This is a genomic window from Pseudomonas sp. MF06569, assembly GCF_059862735.1.
Window position 1 is genome coordinate 65499 of sequence record NZ_JCBCUZ010000014.1, and the last position, 14819, is coordinate 80317.

At 58.7% G+C, this 14819-nt stretch carries 15 protein-coding genes; 12 read left to right on the forward strand and 3 right to left on the reverse strand.

Going from position 1 to position 14819, the window contains the following annotated elements; genetic code table 11:
- The first annotated feature begins 4 nt into the window (after positions 1 to 4).
- The 3 genes from thiE to AC19YQ_RS14600 all read left to right on the forward strand — a co-directional run bounded on the left by thiE (position 5) and on the right by AC19YQ_RS14600 (position 2716).
- Positions 5 to 628, forward strand: a complete 624-nt coding sequence (gene thiE, locus AC19YQ_RS14590) for a thiamine phosphate synthase (RefSeq protein ID WP_500595386.1) — start codon at positions 5 to 7, stop codon at positions 626 to 628.
- A 31-nt stretch (positions 629 to 659) separates the two neighbouring features.
- Positions 660 to 1943, forward strand: coding sequence for a glutamate-1-semialdehyde 2,1-aminomutase (hemL, locus tag AC19YQ_RS14595; RefSeq protein ID WP_500595387.1), 1284 nt, complete (start codon positions 660 to 662; stop codon positions 1941 to 1943).
- A 224-nt stretch (positions 1944 to 2167) separates the two neighbouring features.
- On the forward strand, positions 2168 to 2716 hold the full coding sequence (locus tag AC19YQ_RS14600; RefSeq protein ID WP_019824185.1) for a tetratricopeptide repeat protein: 549 nt from the start codon (positions 2168 to 2170) through the stop codon (positions 2714 to 2716).
- Between the two features lie 75 nt (positions 2717 to 2791).
- Here the strand turns inward: AC19YQ_RS14600 and AC19YQ_RS14605 are convergent, their stop codons facing one another.
- Positions 2792 to 3118 (reverse strand): DUF1820 family protein, encoded by a 327-nt coding sequence (locus AC19YQ_RS14605; protein WP_019411970.1) that lies wholly within the window; start codon positions 3116 to 3118, stop codon positions 2792 to 2794.
- A 132-nt stretch (positions 3119 to 3250) separates the two neighbouring features.
- Between AC19YQ_RS14605 and miaB the strand changes: the two genes are divergently transcribed.
- The 5 genes from miaB (at position 3251) to lnt (ending at position 8670) form a co-directional block, all read left to right on the forward strand.
- Complete coding sequence (miaB, locus tag AC19YQ_RS14610; protein ID WP_500595388.1) at positions 3251 to 4579, forward strand: tRNA (N6-isopentenyl adenosine(37)-C2)-methylthiotransferase MiaB; 1329 nt, start codon at positions 3251 to 3253, stop codon at positions 4577 to 4579.
- Positions 4580 to 4773: 194 nt separating this feature from the next.
- Positions 4774 to 5793, forward strand: a complete 1020-nt coding sequence (locus AC19YQ_RS14615) for a PhoH family protein (RefSeq protein WP_019824188.1) — start codon at positions 4774 to 4776, stop codon at positions 5791 to 5793.
- Complete coding sequence (gene ybeY / locus AC19YQ_RS14620; protein ID WP_133077007.1) at positions 5786 to 6247, forward strand: rRNA maturation RNase YbeY; 462 nt, start codon at positions 5786 to 5788, stop codon at positions 6245 to 6247. Before AC19YQ_RS14615 ends, ybeY begins: the two co-directional genes overlap by 8 nt.
- A 38-nt stretch (positions 6248 to 6285) precedes the next feature.
- Positions 6286 to 7125, forward strand: a complete 840-nt coding sequence (locus AC19YQ_RS14625; RefSeq protein WP_019824191.1) for a CorC family transporter — start codon at positions 6286 to 6288, stop codon at positions 7123 to 7125.
- A gap of 21 nt (positions 7126 to 7146) precedes the next feature.
- Positions 7147 to 8670: an apolipoprotein N-acyltransferase gene (gene lnt, locus AC19YQ_RS14630; protein ID WP_133077008.1), complete on the forward strand. Its 1524-nt coding sequence runs from the start codon at positions 7147 to 7149 to the stop codon at positions 8668 to 8670.
- A 65-nt stretch (positions 8671 to 8735) separates the two neighbouring features.
- Here lnt and AC19YQ_RS14635 read toward each other — a convergent pair whose 3' ends face one another.
- Together AC19YQ_RS14635 and AC19YQ_RS14640 are read right to left on the reverse strand one after the other, a co-directional pair.
- On the reverse strand, positions 8736 to 9497 hold the full coding sequence (locus AC19YQ_RS14635) for a YdcF family protein (RefSeq protein WP_133077009.1): 762 nt from the start codon (positions 9495 to 9497) through the stop codon (positions 8736 to 8738).
- A gap of 167 nt (positions 9498 to 9664) precedes the next feature.
- Positions 9665 to 9949 (reverse strand): hypothetical protein, encoded by a 285-nt coding sequence (locus AC19YQ_RS14640; protein WP_133077010.1) that lies wholly within the window; start codon positions 9947 to 9949, stop codon positions 9665 to 9667.
- Between the two features lie 234 nt (positions 9950 to 10183).
- On the opposite strand from AC19YQ_RS14640, the gene leuS reads away from it, so the two are divergent.
- The 4 genes from leuS to arfA all read left to right on the forward strand — a co-directional run bounded on the left by leuS (position 10184) and on the right by arfA (position 14803).
- A complete protein-coding gene (leuS, locus tag AC19YQ_RS14645; RefSeq protein WP_500595389.1) occupies positions 10184 to 12790 on the forward strand; it encodes a leucine--tRNA ligase in 2607 nt (868 codons plus the stop codon).
- 89 nt (positions 12791 to 12879) lie between these two features.
- On the forward strand, positions 12880 to 13485 hold the full coding sequence (locus tag AC19YQ_RS14650; RefSeq protein WP_339476414.1) for an LPS-assembly lipoprotein LptE: 606 nt from the start codon (positions 12880 to 12882) through the stop codon (positions 13483 to 13485).
- A gap of 43 nt (positions 13486 to 13528) precedes the next feature.
- The gene (gene holA / locus AC19YQ_RS14655; protein ID WP_500595390.1) at positions 13529 to 14566 is read left to right on the forward strand and encodes a DNA polymerase III subunit delta; all 1038 of its coding nucleotides are present in this window, start codon (positions 13529 to 13531) and stop codon (positions 14564 to 14566) included.
- Positions 14567 to 14653: 87 nt separating this feature from the next.
- Positions 14654 to 14803: an alternative ribosome rescue factor ArfA gene (gene arfA, locus AC19YQ_RS14660; RefSeq protein ID WP_003444166.1), complete on the forward strand. Its 150-nt coding sequence runs from the start codon at positions 14654 to 14656 to the stop codon at positions 14801 to 14803.
- Positions 14804 to 14819: the final 16 nt, after the last annotated feature.

Consider the following 14819-nt stretch of genomic DNA (forward strand, 5'->3'; position numbering starts at 1 on the left):
AACCATGACACTGCGCGGCCTGTATGCAATCACTGACAGCCAACTGCTGGCCGGCAAACTGCTGCCCTACGTTGAGGCGGCCCTCGATGGCGGCCTGACGCTGTTGCAATATCGCGACAAAAGCAACGATGACGCCCGTCGCCTTCGCGAAGCCGAGGCCTTGCGCGGTTTGTGCGAGCGCTACAAGGCGCACTTGATCATCAACGACGATGCCGAGCTGGCCGCGCGCCTGGGCGTGGGCGTACACCTGGGGCAAACCGATGGCCCGCTGACACCGGCCCGGGCACTGCTCGGGCGCAATGCCATCATTGGTTCCACCTGCCATAGCCAGATTGAGCTTGCCGAGCAGGCCGCCAAGGAAGGGGCAAGTTATGTCGCCTTTGGCCGCTTTTTCAATTCCAGCACCAAGCCCGGCGCCCCGACCGCAACCCTGGACGTGCTGGACCAGGCTCGCGCCCGGCTCAACCTGCCGATTTGCGTGATTGGCGGCATTACCCTGGACAACGCGGCCCCACTGGTTGCCCACGGCGCCGACCTGCTGGCCGTGGTGCATGGCCTGTTTGGCGCCTGGGACGCCCAGGAAGTCACCCGCCGCGCCAAGGCGTTCAACACCTTGCTGTCTATTTAAATACCGAATCCTGATTCAGAGAGAGCCCACCATGTCTCGTTCCGAAACCCTGTTTGCCAATGCCCAAAAACACATCCCCGGCGGCGTGAATTCACCTGTGCGTGCGTTCAAGAGCGTGGGCGGCACCCCGCTGTTCTTCAAGCATGCTGAAGGCGCCTACGTCACTGACGAAGACGACAAACGCTACGTGGATTACGTCGGCTCGTGGGGCCCGATGATTCTGGGTCACAGCCACCCGCAAGTACTGGATGCGGTGCGTGCGCAACTGGAACACGGCTTGTCGTACGGTGCTCCGACCGCCATGGAAACCGAAATGGCAGACCTGGTGTGCTCCATCGTGCCGTCGATGGAAATGGTGCGCATGGTCAGCTCCGGCACCGAAGCCACCATGAGCGCCATCCGCCTGGCCCGTGGTTTCACCGGCCGCGACAATATCCTCAAGTTTGAAGGCTGCTACCACGGCCACTCCGACAGCCTGCTGGTCAAGGCTGGCTCAGGCCTGCTGACTCAGGGCGTACCAAGCTCGGCCGGCGTTCCGGCTGACTTTGCCAAACACACCCTGACCACCGCGTTCAACGACATTGAAGCGATTGAAAAACTATTGGGTGAAGTCGGCGACACCGTGGCGTGCATCATCGTCGAGCCGGTGGCCGGCAACATGAACTGCGTACCGCCTGCGCCAGGTTTCCTGCAAGGCCTACGCAGCCTGTGCGACAAACACGGCGTGGTGCTGATTTTTGACGAAGTGATGACCGGTTTCCGTGTTGCCCTGGGTGGCGCTCAAGCCCATTACGGTGTCACCCCGGACCTGAGCACCTTCGGCAAGATCATCGGCGGCGGCATGCCGGTAGGCTGCTTCGGCGGCAAACGCGAAATCATGCAGCACATCGCACCACTGGGCCCGGTTTACCAGGCGGGCACTCTGTCCGGCAACCCGCTGGCAATGGCTGCTGGCCTGACCACCTTGCGCCTGATCAGCCGTCCGGGCTTCCACGCCGAGCTGAGCGATTACACCACCCGCTTGCTGGATGGCTTGCAGCAGCGCGCCGACGCGGCAGGCATTCCATTTGTCACCACCCAGGCCGGTGGCATGTTCGGCCTGTACTTCAGCGGCGCCGACGACATCGTCACCTTCGATGATGTGATGGCCAGCGATGCCGATCTGTTCAAGCGTTTCTTCCACCTGATGCTCGACGGTGGCGTGTATCTGGCACCCAGTGCTTTTGAAGCCGGTTTCACCTCGATCGCCCACGGCGAGACCGAGCTGCAACTGACCCTGGATGCTGCAGAGCGTGCATTTGCCGCACTGAAGTGATCCACAAAAACGGCAAGGGTTGATGCCCTTGCCGTTTTTTTATGCCCGTAATGGCATGATCTTTTACCCCGCCCGTCCAAAATCGTCTTAAATCAATGGATATCGCGGTCACGCAGCAGAAAAACGAGTAAAGACTTTGTAAGGTTGCCTCTGCTTATTTCATAATGCGCGCCTACACATCCCACGGTCGGGTTAACCCGCCTTTCAGAGGTACGTCGATTCCCATGAACCGCACCGGCCGCGCCCTTGCACTGGGCTGCCTGTTGCTCCTACAACCGCTGCTTGTCCAGGCAGGCGGTAACTCGTTGTTGATCCCAGCGATGGGTCGCTGCACCCTCAATACTCAGCCTGAAGACCTCGCCGAGGCGCTTGCGGCATGCGTTGAAGCGGCAAAAGCCGGGGATGCAGAAGCCGAATACGAGTTAGGCGAGTTCTATTACGACGGTAAAAACACCCCTCGCGATCTTAATCAGGCACTGAGCTACTTCGAGCAAGCGTCGCTGCAAGGTCACGCCATGGCTCAATTCCAGCTCGGCACCATGTTCTTCAAGGGCGAAGGTGTACCGGCCAATAACATCCAGGCGTATATCGTGCTGAAGATGGCCGCGGTCAACGGCGCCGAAGACGCACTGGACACTGCCGACCTGGTAGCCGAGCAAATGCCTCGCGACCAGCTGGAAACCGCCACCCAGATCCTGGGGCAGATTTTCCGCAAGTACTTGCAGGAACTGCAATCGACCGATGCCCGCTCGCCGTTTTCGCCGCTGCCTTAAATCAAGGCCAGCACAAAGCCTGCAGTCGCAGCCTTAGCCCATCCCGGCAGACGATTCCCGACAGAATAAACGGCCTTACTTTTCCGGCATCGGAAACGGAAACGGCATCACGTTGCTCACGCCACGGGCTTCGCTGATTTTGGGAGTGCCCAAGCGCTCAACCTCGTCGATACGCACAATCGAGTGCATCGGCACAAAACTGCGCACCACACCTTCGAACTGGGCCTTGAGTTTTTCTTCACTCGGGTCGACGACCATTTGCGTGCGCTCACCGAAGACGAATTCCTCAACTTCCAGGAAACCCCACAGATCACTTTGATAGATCTGCTTGGCGTACATTTCGAACACCTGGCCCTGGTTAAGGAAAATCACCTTGTAGATTGGAGCTTCACGTTTGGTCATGGTGGGCGGGTAAGCATCTGGAGGTATAAAAGAGGGCGCGAACTATAGCATAGCCGTCAGACGCACAACGCTAGGAAGCAACGGCTATGACCCCTATAATGCGCGGTTCTTTGAATCACTTGATGAACACCCATGGCCAAGAAGCTTTACATCGAAACCCACGGTTGCCAGATGAATGAGTACGACAGCTCGCGCATGGTCGACCTGCTGGGTGAACATCAGGCCCTGGAAGTCACAGAGCGCGCCGAAGACGCTGATGTCATCCTGCTTAATACCTGTTCGATCCGTGAACGCGCCCAAGACCGCGTGTACTCGCAACTGGGTCGCTGGCGTGAATTGAAACTGGCCAACCCCGACATGGTGATTGCCGTGGGCGGCTGTGTTGCCAGCCAGGAAGGTGCGGCGATTCGCGATCGCGCCCCTTACGTGGATGTGGTATTTGGCCCGCAAACCCTGCATCGCCTGCCAGAAATGATCGACGCTGCGCGCATCACCAAGCTGCCGCAGGTCGACGTGTCGTTCCCCGAGATCGAGAAGTTCGACCATCTGCCAGAACCGCGCATCGACGGCCCAAGCGCCTACGTCTCGGTCATGGAAGGTTGCAGCAAATACTGCACATTCTGCGTGGTGCCTTATACCCGCGGCGAAGAAGTCAGCCGCCCGTTCGAAGACGTGCTGGCCGAGGTGATTCACCTGGCCGAAAACGGCGTACGTGAAGTGACCCTGCTCGGCCAGAACGTCAACGGCTACCGCGGCCTGACCGAAGGCGGTCGTTTGGCCGATCTTGCCGAACTGATTCGCGTGGTTGCCGCGATCGACGGGATCGAGCGCATTCGCTACACCACCTCCCACCCGCTGGAGTTCTCCGACAGCCTGATCCAGGCCCACGCCGAAGTCCCGGAGCTGGTCAAACACCTGCACTTGCCGGTGCAATCGGGCTCTGACCGCATCCTGTCGGCCATGAAGCGCAACCACACGGCACTGGAATACAAGTCCAAGCTGCGCAAACTTCGGGCAGCCGTACCGGGTATCTGCATCAGTTCCGACTTTATTGTTGGTTTCCCGGGCGAGACCGAAAAAGACTTCGAACAAACCATGAAGCTGATCGAAGACGTAGGTTTCGACTTCTCCTATTCCTTTGTGTACAGCCAGCGCCCGGGCACCCCGGCAGCAGACCTGACGGACGACACGCCGGAAGAGCGCAAGAAGGAGCGTCTGAACGCGCTGCAACATCGCCTCAACCAGCAGGGTTTTGAGATCAGCCGCCAAATGGTGGGTTCCATCCAGCGGATTCTGGTGACCGACTACTCGAAAAAAGACCCTGGCGAACTGCAGGGCCGCACCGAGAACAACCGGATCGTCAACTTCCGCTGTGACAACCCGCAGTTGATCGGGCAATTCGCCGATGTGCATATCGATGCAGCCCAGCCGCACTCGTTGCGGGGCTCGCTGCTGAACTGACCACACGCAATCAACTTCTGTGGGAGCGGGCTTGCTCGCGATGCATGCAACGCGGTCCGGCTGGACGAGTGCGGTGATGCAATCGCGAGCAAGCCCGCTCCCACATCAAACATTTGGTTAAGTCCTTTCACGCTTGACCTGCTAGCGTTATCCTTAATTCCATCTCAATTGCCTAAGGGCGGCTAAATACGACCTTGAACGCACCCATCGAACCACATCGCTTTCTTCTCGAGCCATTTGAGGCTCGCCGTTTCGCCAATCTGTGCGGGCAATTCGACGAGCATTTGCGCTTGATCGAACAACGCCTGACGATCGAAATCCGCAATCGCGGTAATCAATTCGAGCTGATCGGCGACCCCAAGCTGACCTCTTCGGCAGAACATCTGCTGCGCCGTCTGTACCGTGAAACCAAGGCTTCCGAGCTTTCACCGGACATGGTGCACCTGTTCCTGCAGGAGTCTGCCGTCGAAGACCTGGCCAGTAATCCGGTGGCTGAAGCCAGCGTTTCGCTGCGTACCAAAAAGGGCATGATTCGCCCCCGAGGCATCAATCAGCAGCGCTACGTCAAAGAAATCCTGGGGAACGACATCAACTTCGGGATTGGCCCAGCGGGTACGGGTAAAACCTATCTGGCCGTGGCCTGCGCCGTTGATGCCCTGGAACGCGAGCAAATCCGCCGCATCCTGCTGGTGCGCCCGGCCGTTGAAGCCGGCGAAAAACTCGGTTTCCTGCCAGGCGACCTGTCGCAAAAAATCGACCCGTACCTGCGCCCGCTCTACGACGCGCTGTACGAAATGCTGGGCTTTGAATACGTGGCCAAGCTGATCGAGCGCCAGGTGATCGAAGTTGCGCCACTGGCCTACATGCGTGGTCGTACGCTGAACAACAGCTTTATCATTCTCGACGAAAGCCAGAACACCACCGTCGAGCAAATGAAGATGTTCCTGACCCGTATCGGCTTCGGCTCGACCGCCGTGATCACCGGTGACATCACCCAGATCGACCTGCCTAAAGGCACCAAATCAGGGCTGAACCACGTCATTGAAGTGCTCAAGGATGTACCGGGCATCAGCTTTACTCACTTCCAGTCCAAAGACGTCGTGCGCCACCCGCTGGTGCAGCGCATTGTGGAAGCCTACGGGCGCTACGAACAGGAAGCCGCCGACAAGCTGGCCGCACTGCCCGCTGCAAAGGATTACCGTCACGATGCTTGAGCTTGACCTGCAACTGGCCACCGAGGCAGCCGCCCCCACCGAAGCCCAGTTCCGCCAATGGTGTGAACTGGCCCTTCGTCAGCGTACCGCCGATTCGGAAATGACCATTCGCCTGGTAGACGAAGCCGAAGGCCGCGAGCTCAATCACACCTGGCGCCAGAAAGACTACGCCACCAACGTGCTTTCCTTTCCGGCCGACGTGCCTGACGAATTCCTCGATATCCCGTTACTGGGCGATCTGGTGATTTGCGTGGCCGTGGTAGAACGCGAAGCCACCGAACAAGGCAAAAGCCTCGAGGCCCATTGGGCCCACCTGGTGATTCACGGCTGCTTGCATCTTCTGGGTTACGACCATATAGAAGACGAAGAAGCCGAAGAAATGGAAGCACTGGAACGAACGTTGCTTGCTGAACTGGGTCATCCAGACCCGTATGCAGACGACGAAACCGAATAACACCCACTGAAACGACCAAGGGATACGAGTAAATCGCTATGAGCGAAGACCGATCGAGCAACGGGCAAAAGTCATGGTTAGGTAAGCTGACCCAGGCCTTTGCCCATGAGCCGAAAAACCGCCAGGAGCTGCTTGAGCTGCTGCGCGAAGCACACCAGAACAAACTATTGGACAGTGAAGCGCTGGCCATCGTCGAAGGCGCCATTCAGGTGGCTGACCTGCAGGTACGGGACATCATGGTTCCGCGCTCGCAGATGATCAGCATCAAGGCGACCCAGACCCCCCGTGAATTTCTCCCGGCGATCATTGAGGCTGCGCACTCGCGCTACCCGGTGATCGGCGAAAGCCATGACGACGTCCTGGGCGTCCTCCTGGCCAAAGACTTGCTCCCGCTGATCCTTCAGGAGAACGGCGACAAGTTCAACATCAAGGATTTGCTGCGTCCGGCGACGTTTGTCCCTGAGTCCAAGCGTCTGAACGTGTTGCTGCGCGAGTTCCGTGCCAACCACAACCACATGGCCATCGTGATTGACGAATACGGCGGCGTGGCGGGCCTGGTAACGATTGAAGACGTTCTGGAGCAGATCGTCGGCGACATCGAAGACGAGCACGATGTCGAGGAAGACAGCTACATCAAGCCGCTGCCCAGTGGTGACTTCCTGATCAAGGCCCTCACCCCCATCGAGAACTTCAACGAGTTCTTTGACACCGAATTCTCCGACGATGAATTCGACACTGTCGGCGGCCTGGTCATGAGTGCATTCGGGCACTTGCCAAAACGCAACGAAACCACTGAAATCGGTCCTTACCGCTTCCGCATCCTCAATGCGGACAGTCGCCGGATTCATTTGATTCGCCTTACGCCTATCGCCCGCTAAACCTCAACACCAAGGATTGAAATGCGCTGGATAACCTCCCCCGGCTGGCCCGGTAACTTGCTGGCCGTGGTGGCCGGCGCACTGACAACCCTGGCGTTGGCACCTTTCGATATCTGGCCACTGGCACTGGTTGCCCTGGCCATTTTCTATCTTGGCTTGCGTGACCTGTCCCCAAGACAGGCGCTGGGCCGTGGCTGGTGCTACGGTTTTGGTCTGTTTGGCGCCGGCACCAGCTGGATCTACTACAGCATTCACCACTTCGGCGGCGCGTCTGTGCTGCTGGCCGGACTGCTGATGCTGGCGTTCACGGCAGCTATTGCATGGTTCTTCGCCCTCCCCGCCTGGCTCTGGGCACGCTGGATTCGCCGCAACGAAGCGCCACTGGCCGACACATTGGCGTTTGCGGCCCTGTGGGTCGCACAGGAAGCTTTTCGTGGCTGGTTCCTCACCGGTTTCCCCTGGTTGTACTCCGGTTACAGCCAATTGGACGGCCCACTGGCCGGCCTTGCCCCGCTGGGCGGCATGTGGCTGATCTCCTTTACCCTGGCCCTGACCGCAGCACTGCTGTGCAATCTGCCGCGCCTGATCAAGGCCAAACGCAAAGCCTTTGTAGCGGCTGGTTTAGTGTTACTGATCGGTCCGTGGTGCCTCGGCCAGGCACTCAAGCATCACGCCTGGACCAGCCCTTCGGGTGATCCACTGAGCGTCGCGGCCATCCAGGGCAATATCGAACAAAGCATGAAATGGGATCCGGCGCAGCTCAACGCGCAACTGGCCCTGTACCGCGACATGACATTGAGCTCCAAACGCGTTGATCTCATCGTTTGGCCAGAAACCGCCATTCCCGTACTCAAAGAAAACGCTGAAGGCTTCTTGAGCATGATGGGGCGGTTTGCCGCTGATCGAAACTCGGCACTGATTACAGGCGTACCTATCCGCCAGGAAGTACGTCACGAGCCGCGCTACTTCAACGGTATTACCGCCGTTGGTGAGGGTGACGGTGTTTATCTGAAACAGAAGCTGGTGCCGTTTGGCGAATACGTGCCGTTGCAAGATGTCCTGCGCGGCCTGATCGCTTTCTTCGACCTGCCGATGTCGGACTTCGCCCGAGGCCCGTCTGATCAGGCCATGCTGCAAGCGAAGGGTTATCAGATCGCGCCGCTTATTTGCTATGAAGTGGTCTACCCGGACTTCGTGGCCAACCTCGCCGCCCAAAGCGATATTTTGCTCACCATCAGTAACGACACCTGGTTCGGCACCTCGATTGGCCCGCTGCAACATTTGCAGATGGCACAAATGCGCGCCCTGGAAGCAGGCCGCTGGATGATCCGGGCAACCAACAATGGCGTAACGGCTCTGATCAATCCGTTCGGCCAGATCACCACCCAGATCCCGCAGTTTGAGCAGGGCATCATGTATGGCGAAGTAGTCCCCATGCACAACTTCACGCCTTACCTGCAATGGCGCTCATGGCCGCTGATCATCCTGTGCAGCCTGCTGATTGGCTGGGCACTGATCACCAGCCGGATTGCCAAGACGGTGTAGTGGCAGCCGGGCTTGCATCGCGAGCAAGCCCGCTCCCACAAACGGCCAGACGCCCCGCCTCCCAGTTACCGGTAAAAAAGCGGATAGGACATCTGCCCGACCGCTTCATTGATCAACAAGCCGGACTGCCAGAACGATTTGTACTCGGGCATCCAGCCCCCCAGCGGCCGAGCGTTGTCAGCACTCAAGAACCCAACGGGGGCGGGTACAACCTCAAACCCGGCCTTTTCAAAGCTCCACACCGAACGCGGCATGTGCCAGCCGTGGGTGACTACGACCACGCGCTTGATACCCAGCGGCAGCAGAATGTCTGCAGTCATTTTGGCGTTTTCCCACGTGGTACGGCTTTGCTCTTCTTTCCAGCGCACGCTCACACCAAAGTCATCACGCAACGAGTCCGCCATCAACTGCGCCTCGCTGGGGGGCGTGCCGTAGTGCAAACCTCCCGTGGTCAGTACCGGCAAACCTGAAGCCTTGGCCAGCCGGGCCGCATATCGCTGGCGTTCCAGGCCTATTCCCGTCGGTTGATCGCTGCCCCATGCCGGGTCTCCCCGCTCACGGCCCGAGCCCAGCACCACGATTGCATCCGCCCGCTGCGCAAGCCTGGACCACTCGCTTTGGGCCAACGGCGGCTCGCTCTCGAGCACCCGCGCACCCCATTCCACCATCACGGGCAAACTCATCAGCCAAAAACCGCCCACGCCCAAGGCGAACAGGACACCTGCCAAACGCGGGCGCGAACGACGCAACCACCAGGCAAGCACCAAGAGGAGTAAAAGAATTCCAGGAGGTAATAGAAGTTGTTTTAAAAAATATCGAATAGGCATCGAGCATCTCCAAAGATGCCCGAAGCCTAAGGGGGTTGAGTGAACGCATCAACAGCGCAGGTGAGAAACCCAAACACAAACGCCTGATGCATCAACCCGGGGTACAACCTTTCTTGATGCGACTTTTTCTGAAGGCCCGGCCTGAATCGTTGAATCGCCGTAAGGCCCTAAGCTCCCTGCACCCTGTCTTTAAGCCAGATGACCTTGGCCTTGGGGGCATCCTGCATGTTCCTGCTGCCTTGCGAGCGTTCAATCGCCTCACGCCCCATCCGATTCAAATAGAGGTTGATCAACTCTAGCTCGGCACGACTCAAGCCTCGCAACTCCAACTCGACTGGACGTTCATCACGTAATTGGACAGCCGTCTTTGCTGAATCAAGAGCCACACTTAAACGATCAATCAGCCGCTCATACACTTGCGATGTTGTTGCGCTGCGTTGCAACTCTGCCATCCGTCCACCTCATTAAAGGAAATGTATCTCCCCCAAAGAGAGCTTAGCTGTGCCTGTAAAACCGGCGTGCTGCCGCGACCAACGGAGTGATGAGGCAATCAGGGTTTCCCTCGATAGAGCGGGGTCATGTATGCTACGGGACTTCCTGTAACCCCTGCTCCAACCTGACCGGGCAACACCAAAGCCGATCTATGTTGAAGAGGATTAGGCCACCCTTTATCAGTACAAGTAGCCATGCACGAACAATATCAGCCCCGTGAAATAGAAGCCGCCGCCCAATCATTCTGGGACAACCAAAAGTCCTTCGAAGTCAGCGAAGATCCAGGTAAAGAGACTTACTACTGCCTGTCGATGTTCCCGTACCCAAGCGGCAAGCTACACATGGGGCACGTGCGTAACTACACCATCGGTGACGTGATCTCCCGTTACCAGCGCATGCTCGGTAAAAACGTCCTGCAACCGATGGGTTGGGACGCCTTCGGCATGCCGGCCGAAAACGCCGCGATGAAAAACAATGTCGCCCCGGCCAAGTGGACTTACGAAAACATCGCCTACATGAAAACCCAGCTGCGCAGCCTGGGTCTGGCAGTGGACTGGTCCCGCGAAATCACGACCTGCCAGCCGGATTACTACCGCTGGGAACAATGGCTGTTCACTCGCCTGTTCGAAAAAGGTGTGATCTACCGTAAAAACGGCACCGTGAACTGGGACCCGCTGGACCAGACCGTTCTGGCCAACGAGCAGGTCATCGACGGCCGCGGCTGGCGTTCGGGCGCGCTGATCGAAAAGCGCGAAATCCCGATGTACTACTTCAAGATCACCGCTTATGCGGATGAACTGCTTGAAAGCCTCGACGACATGCCAGGTTGGCCCGAGCAGGTCAAAACCATGCAGCGTAACTGGATTGGCAAATCCCGCGGCATGGAAGTGCAGTTCCCTTACAACGTCGACTCCATCGGCGAAGCGGGCGCACTCAAGGTCTTTACCACCCGTCCCGACACCCTCATGGGCGCTACCTATGTAGCCGTGGCTGCAGAGCACCCGCTCGCCACTCTGGCTGCACAAGGCAATCCTGAGCTGCAAGCGTTTATCGCTGAATGCAAAGGCGGCAGCGTGGCCGAAGCCGATATGGCGACCCAGGAGAAAAAGGGACTGCCAACCTCGCTGTTCGTTGAGCACCCACTGACCGGTGAAAAGCTCCCGGTATGGGTCGCCAACTATGTATTGATGCATTACGGCGACGGCGCGGTGATGGCCGTTCCAGCACACGACGAGCGTGACTTCGAGTTCGCTACCAAGTACAACCTGCCGATCAAAGCAGTCGTTCGTACCAGCGCAGGCGACGAATCACCTACTCCGTGGCAAGACGCCTACAATGAGCACGGCACGCTGATCAACTCCGGCGAATTTGACGGCCTGGATTTCGACGCGGCATTCGCTGCCATCGAAGCCGCCCTGACCGCCAAAGGCCTTGGCCAGTCGCGTACCCAGTTCCGTCTGCGTGACTGGGGCATCAGCCGCCAGCGCTACTGGGGCTGCCCGATCCCGATCGTGCACTGCGACACCTGCGGTGACGTTCCGGTCCCTGAAGACCAGTTGCCCGTCATCCTGCCAGAAGACGTCGTGCCCGATGGCGCCGGCTCGCCATTGGCGCGCATGCCTGAATTCTATGAGTGCAGCTGCCCTAAATGTGGCGCACCGGCCAAACGCGAAACCGACACGATGGACACCTTCGTCGAGTCCTCTTGGTACTACGCCCGTTACGCGTCCCCGCACTATGAAGGCGGCCTGGTCGAGAAATCGGCGGCTGACCACTGGCTGCCGGTTGACCAGTACATCGGCGGTATCGAACACGCCATCTTGCACCTGCTGTACGCGCGCTTCTTCCACAAGCTGATGCGTGACGAAGGCCTTGTCAGCTCCAACGAGCCGTTCAAGAACCTGCTGACCCAAGGCATGGTGATTGCCGAAACTTACTACCGTCGCGAAGCCAACGGCGCCCTGACCTGGTTCAACCCGGCAGACGTCGAGCTGGAGCGTGACAGCAAAGCCAAGATCATCGGCGCCAAACTGATCAGCGACGGCCTGCCCGTTGAAATCGGTGGCACTGAAAAAATGGCCAAGTCCAAGAACAACGGCGTCGACCCGCAATACATGATCGAGCAATACGGCGCAGACACCTGCCGCCTGTTCATGATGTTTGCCTCGCCACCTGACGCGAGCCTGGAATGGTCCGACTCGGGTGTTGAAGGTTCGCACCGCTTCCTCAAGCGCGTATGGCGCCTGGCCTATGCCCACGTTGGCCAAGGCCTGCCGGGCACGCTGGACATCGCCGGCCTGAACGACGAACAAAAAGTCATTCGCCGTGCTATCCACCAGGCGATCAAGCAAGCGAGCCAGGACGTCGGCCTGCATCACAAATTCAACACCGCCGTCGCCCAGGTGATGACCGTGATGAACGTGCTTGAAAAAGCACCGCAAGTGACTGAACAAGACCGCGCACTGCTGCAGGAAGGCCTTGAAACGGTTGCACTGGTACTGGCCCCCATCACTCCGCACATCAGCCATGAGTTGTGGAACAAACTGGGCCATGCAGGCGCCATCATCGACGCGCCTTGGCCAACCCTGGATGAAAGCGCACTGATTCAAGACACCCTGCAACTGGTTATCCAGGTCAACGGCAAACTGCGTGGGCATATTGAAATGCCAGCCAGTGCCAGCCGTGAAGACGTTGAAGCCGCAGCCCGCACCAACGAAAACGTACTGCGGTTTACCGAAGGCCTGACGATTCGCAAAGTCATCGTGGTGCCCGGCAAACTGGTCAATATCGTCGCGAGCTAACTGGAACAGGCGCCCGGGCCATGCCCGGGCGCCCAATAAGACCTTCAGGGCCGCGTAGTCGGCCTATCTGGTTTCAAGGGGAGCAACACATGATCAAACGCAACCTGCTGGTGATGGGTCTCGCTATTTTGTTGAGCGCCTGCGGCTTCCAGCTGCGCGGCACCGGCACCAATCAGCTGACGATCACCGAACTCGACGTGAGTGCTCGCAACGCCTATGGCGATACCGTGCGCCAACTGCGTCAGGTACTGGAAAACAGCGGCGTAAAACTGACCGCCAATGCTCCGTACAAAATGGTTCTGACCAGCGAAAAAGAAACTCAGCGCGCCGCCAGCTACTCTGGCAACGGCGGAACCGCCGAGTATCAGCTGACCAACGTGGTGAATTACGAAATCCTGGGTCACAACAATCTGACGCTGCTGAGCAATCGGGTTGAAGCGAACAAGGTTTACCTGCAGGACGGCAGCAACATCGCTGGCTCCACCCAGGAAGGCCAAATGATCCGTAAAGAGATGCGTCGCGACCTCGTACAGCAACTGGTCCTGCGCCTTGAGCAACTGACGCCTGAGCATCTGGAAAAGCTGCAACAGCAGGCCGATGCGAAGGCCAAGGCTGAAGCCGACGCCATCGAAGCTGCACGCAAGGCTCAAGAGGAAACCCCTCAACAGTCGCCTCTCGAACTGCAAAACCAGTAAGGCATACGGGGCGCTCAGGCGCCCCGCTATCGTTATAGCCCCTATGAAACTCGCCCCCGCCCAACTCGCCAAACACTTGCAAGGCAATCTCTCGCCGATCTACATCATCAGCGGCGATGACCCGTTGCTGTGCCAGGAAGCGGCAGACGCCATTCGCAGCACTGCTCGCCAACAAGGTTTTGATGAACGCCAGGTGTTCAGCGCAGACGCCAGCTTTGACTGGGGCACGTTGCTGCAAGCGGGCGCCAGCATGTCGCTGTTCGCCGAAAAGCGCCTGCTGGAACTGCGCCTGCCCTCGGGCAAACCCGGCGACAAAGGCGCCGCGGCACTGATCGAGTACAGCTCACGCCCGGCCGAAGACACCCTGTTGCTGATCAGCCTGCCCAAGCTTGATGGCAGCGCGCAGAAGACCAAGTGGGGCAAGGCGCTTGTCGAGGGACCCCATACCCAGTTCGTTCAGATCTGGCCCGTCGACGCCAACCAGTTGCCTCAATGGATTCGCCAGCGCCTGTCACAGGTAGGCTTATCTGCCAGCCAGGACGCGGTCGAACTGATTGCCGCAAGGGTTGAGGGCAACCTGCTGGCGGCGGCCCAGGAAATCGAAAAGCTCAAATTGATGGCCGAAGACGGGCAGATCACCGTCGAAACCGTACAGGCTGCGGTGGCTGACAGTGCGCGCTTTGATGTGTTTGGCCTGGTCGATGCCGTACTTAACGGCGAGGCTTCCCACGCCTTGCGCATGCTGGAGGGTTTGCGCGGTGAAGGTGTAGAGCCTCCGGTGATCCTCTGGGCACTGGCCCGTGAACTGCGGGTTCTGGCCAATATTGCGCTGCAATACAGCCAGGGCATTCCTCTGGACAAGGCTTTCAGCCAGGCACGCCCCCCGGTCTGGGACAAGCGTAAGCCGCTGATGAGCAAGGCCTTGCAACGCTACTCGGCACAGCGCTGGGCACAGCTGTTGATGGACGCACAGCGTATCGATGCGCAAATCAAGGGTCAGGCAGCGGGCTCGGCCTGGAACAGCCTGAGTCGTCTGGCACTGCTGATGTGCGGACAACGCTTGAGTCTGCCTGCGGAGTAACCCCTGCTCCCACTCACCCGTGGCTGGACAACCGCAAAATTCTGGCCGATGATTTGCGCTTGTTCACATCCAGCGAGAGTACCTGCCATGAGCAAGCGCCCCAACAAGGCCAAATCCATCGTCGCCCAACCCCTGTTCCGCAGCCGCCAGGAACGCCCCGCCAAAGGCAAAGGCAGCTACCGCCGCGAAGCCTTCCAGTCGAGAGACCGGGAGGCTTTTTACTTTCTGGCTGCCTGACAGCGGGGATGATAAG

Excerpts from the sequence above, each read along its gene's own strand:
- AC19YQ_RS14635 (WP_133077009.1), bottom strand. The coding sequence starts at position 9,497 with ATGCCTATTCGATATTTTTTAAAACAACTTCTATTACCTCCTGGAATT.
- arfA (WP_003444166.1), top strand. The coding sequence starts at position 14,654 with ATGAGCAAGCGCCCCAACAAGGCCAAATCCATCGTCGCCCAACCCCTG.
- AC19YQ_RS14625 (WP_019824191.1), top strand. The coding sequence starts at position 6,286 with ATGAGCGAAGACCGATCGAGCAACGGGCAAAAGTCATGGTTAGGTAAG.
- lnt (WP_133077008.1), top strand. The coding sequence starts at position 7,147 with ATGCGCTGGATAACCTCCCCCGGCTGGCCCGGTAACTTGCTGGCCGTG.
- ybeY (WP_133077007.1), top strand. The coding sequence starts at position 5,786 with ATGCTTGAGCTTGACCTGCAACTGGCCACCGAGGCAGCCGCCCCCACC.
- AC19YQ_RS14600 (WP_019824185.1), top strand. The coding sequence starts at position 2,168 with ATGAACCGCACCGGCCGCGCCCTTGCACTGGGCTGCCTGTTGCTCCTA.
- AC19YQ_RS14640 (WP_133077010.1), bottom strand. The coding sequence starts at position 9,949 with ATGGCAGAGTTGCAACGCAGCGCAACAACATCGCAAGTGTATGAGCGG.
- thiE (WP_500595386.1), top strand. The coding sequence starts at position 5 with ATGACACTGCGCGGCCTGTATGCAATCACTGACAGCCAACTGCTGGCC.
- leuS (WP_500595389.1), top strand. The coding sequence starts at position 10,184 with ATGCACGAACAATATCAGCCCCGTGAAATAGAAGCCGCCGCCCAATCA.
- holA (WP_500595390.1), top strand. The coding sequence starts at position 13,529 with ATGAAACTCGCCCCCGCCCAACTCGCCAAACACTTGCAAGGCAATCTC.
- miaB (WP_500595388.1), top strand. The coding sequence starts at position 3,251 with ATGGCCAAGAAGCTTTACATCGAAACCCACGGTTGCCAGATGAATGAG.
- AC19YQ_RS14605 (WP_019411970.1), bottom strand. The coding sequence starts at position 3,118 with ATGACCAAACGTGAAGCTCCAATCTACAAGGTGATTTTCCTTAACCAG.
- AC19YQ_RS14650 (WP_339476414.1), top strand. The coding sequence starts at position 12,880 with ATGATCAAACGCAACCTGCTGGTGATGGGTCTCGCTATTTTGTTGAGC.
- hemL (WP_500595387.1), top strand. The coding sequence starts at position 660 with ATGTCTCGTTCCGAAACCCTGTTTGCCAATGCCCAAAAACACATCCCC.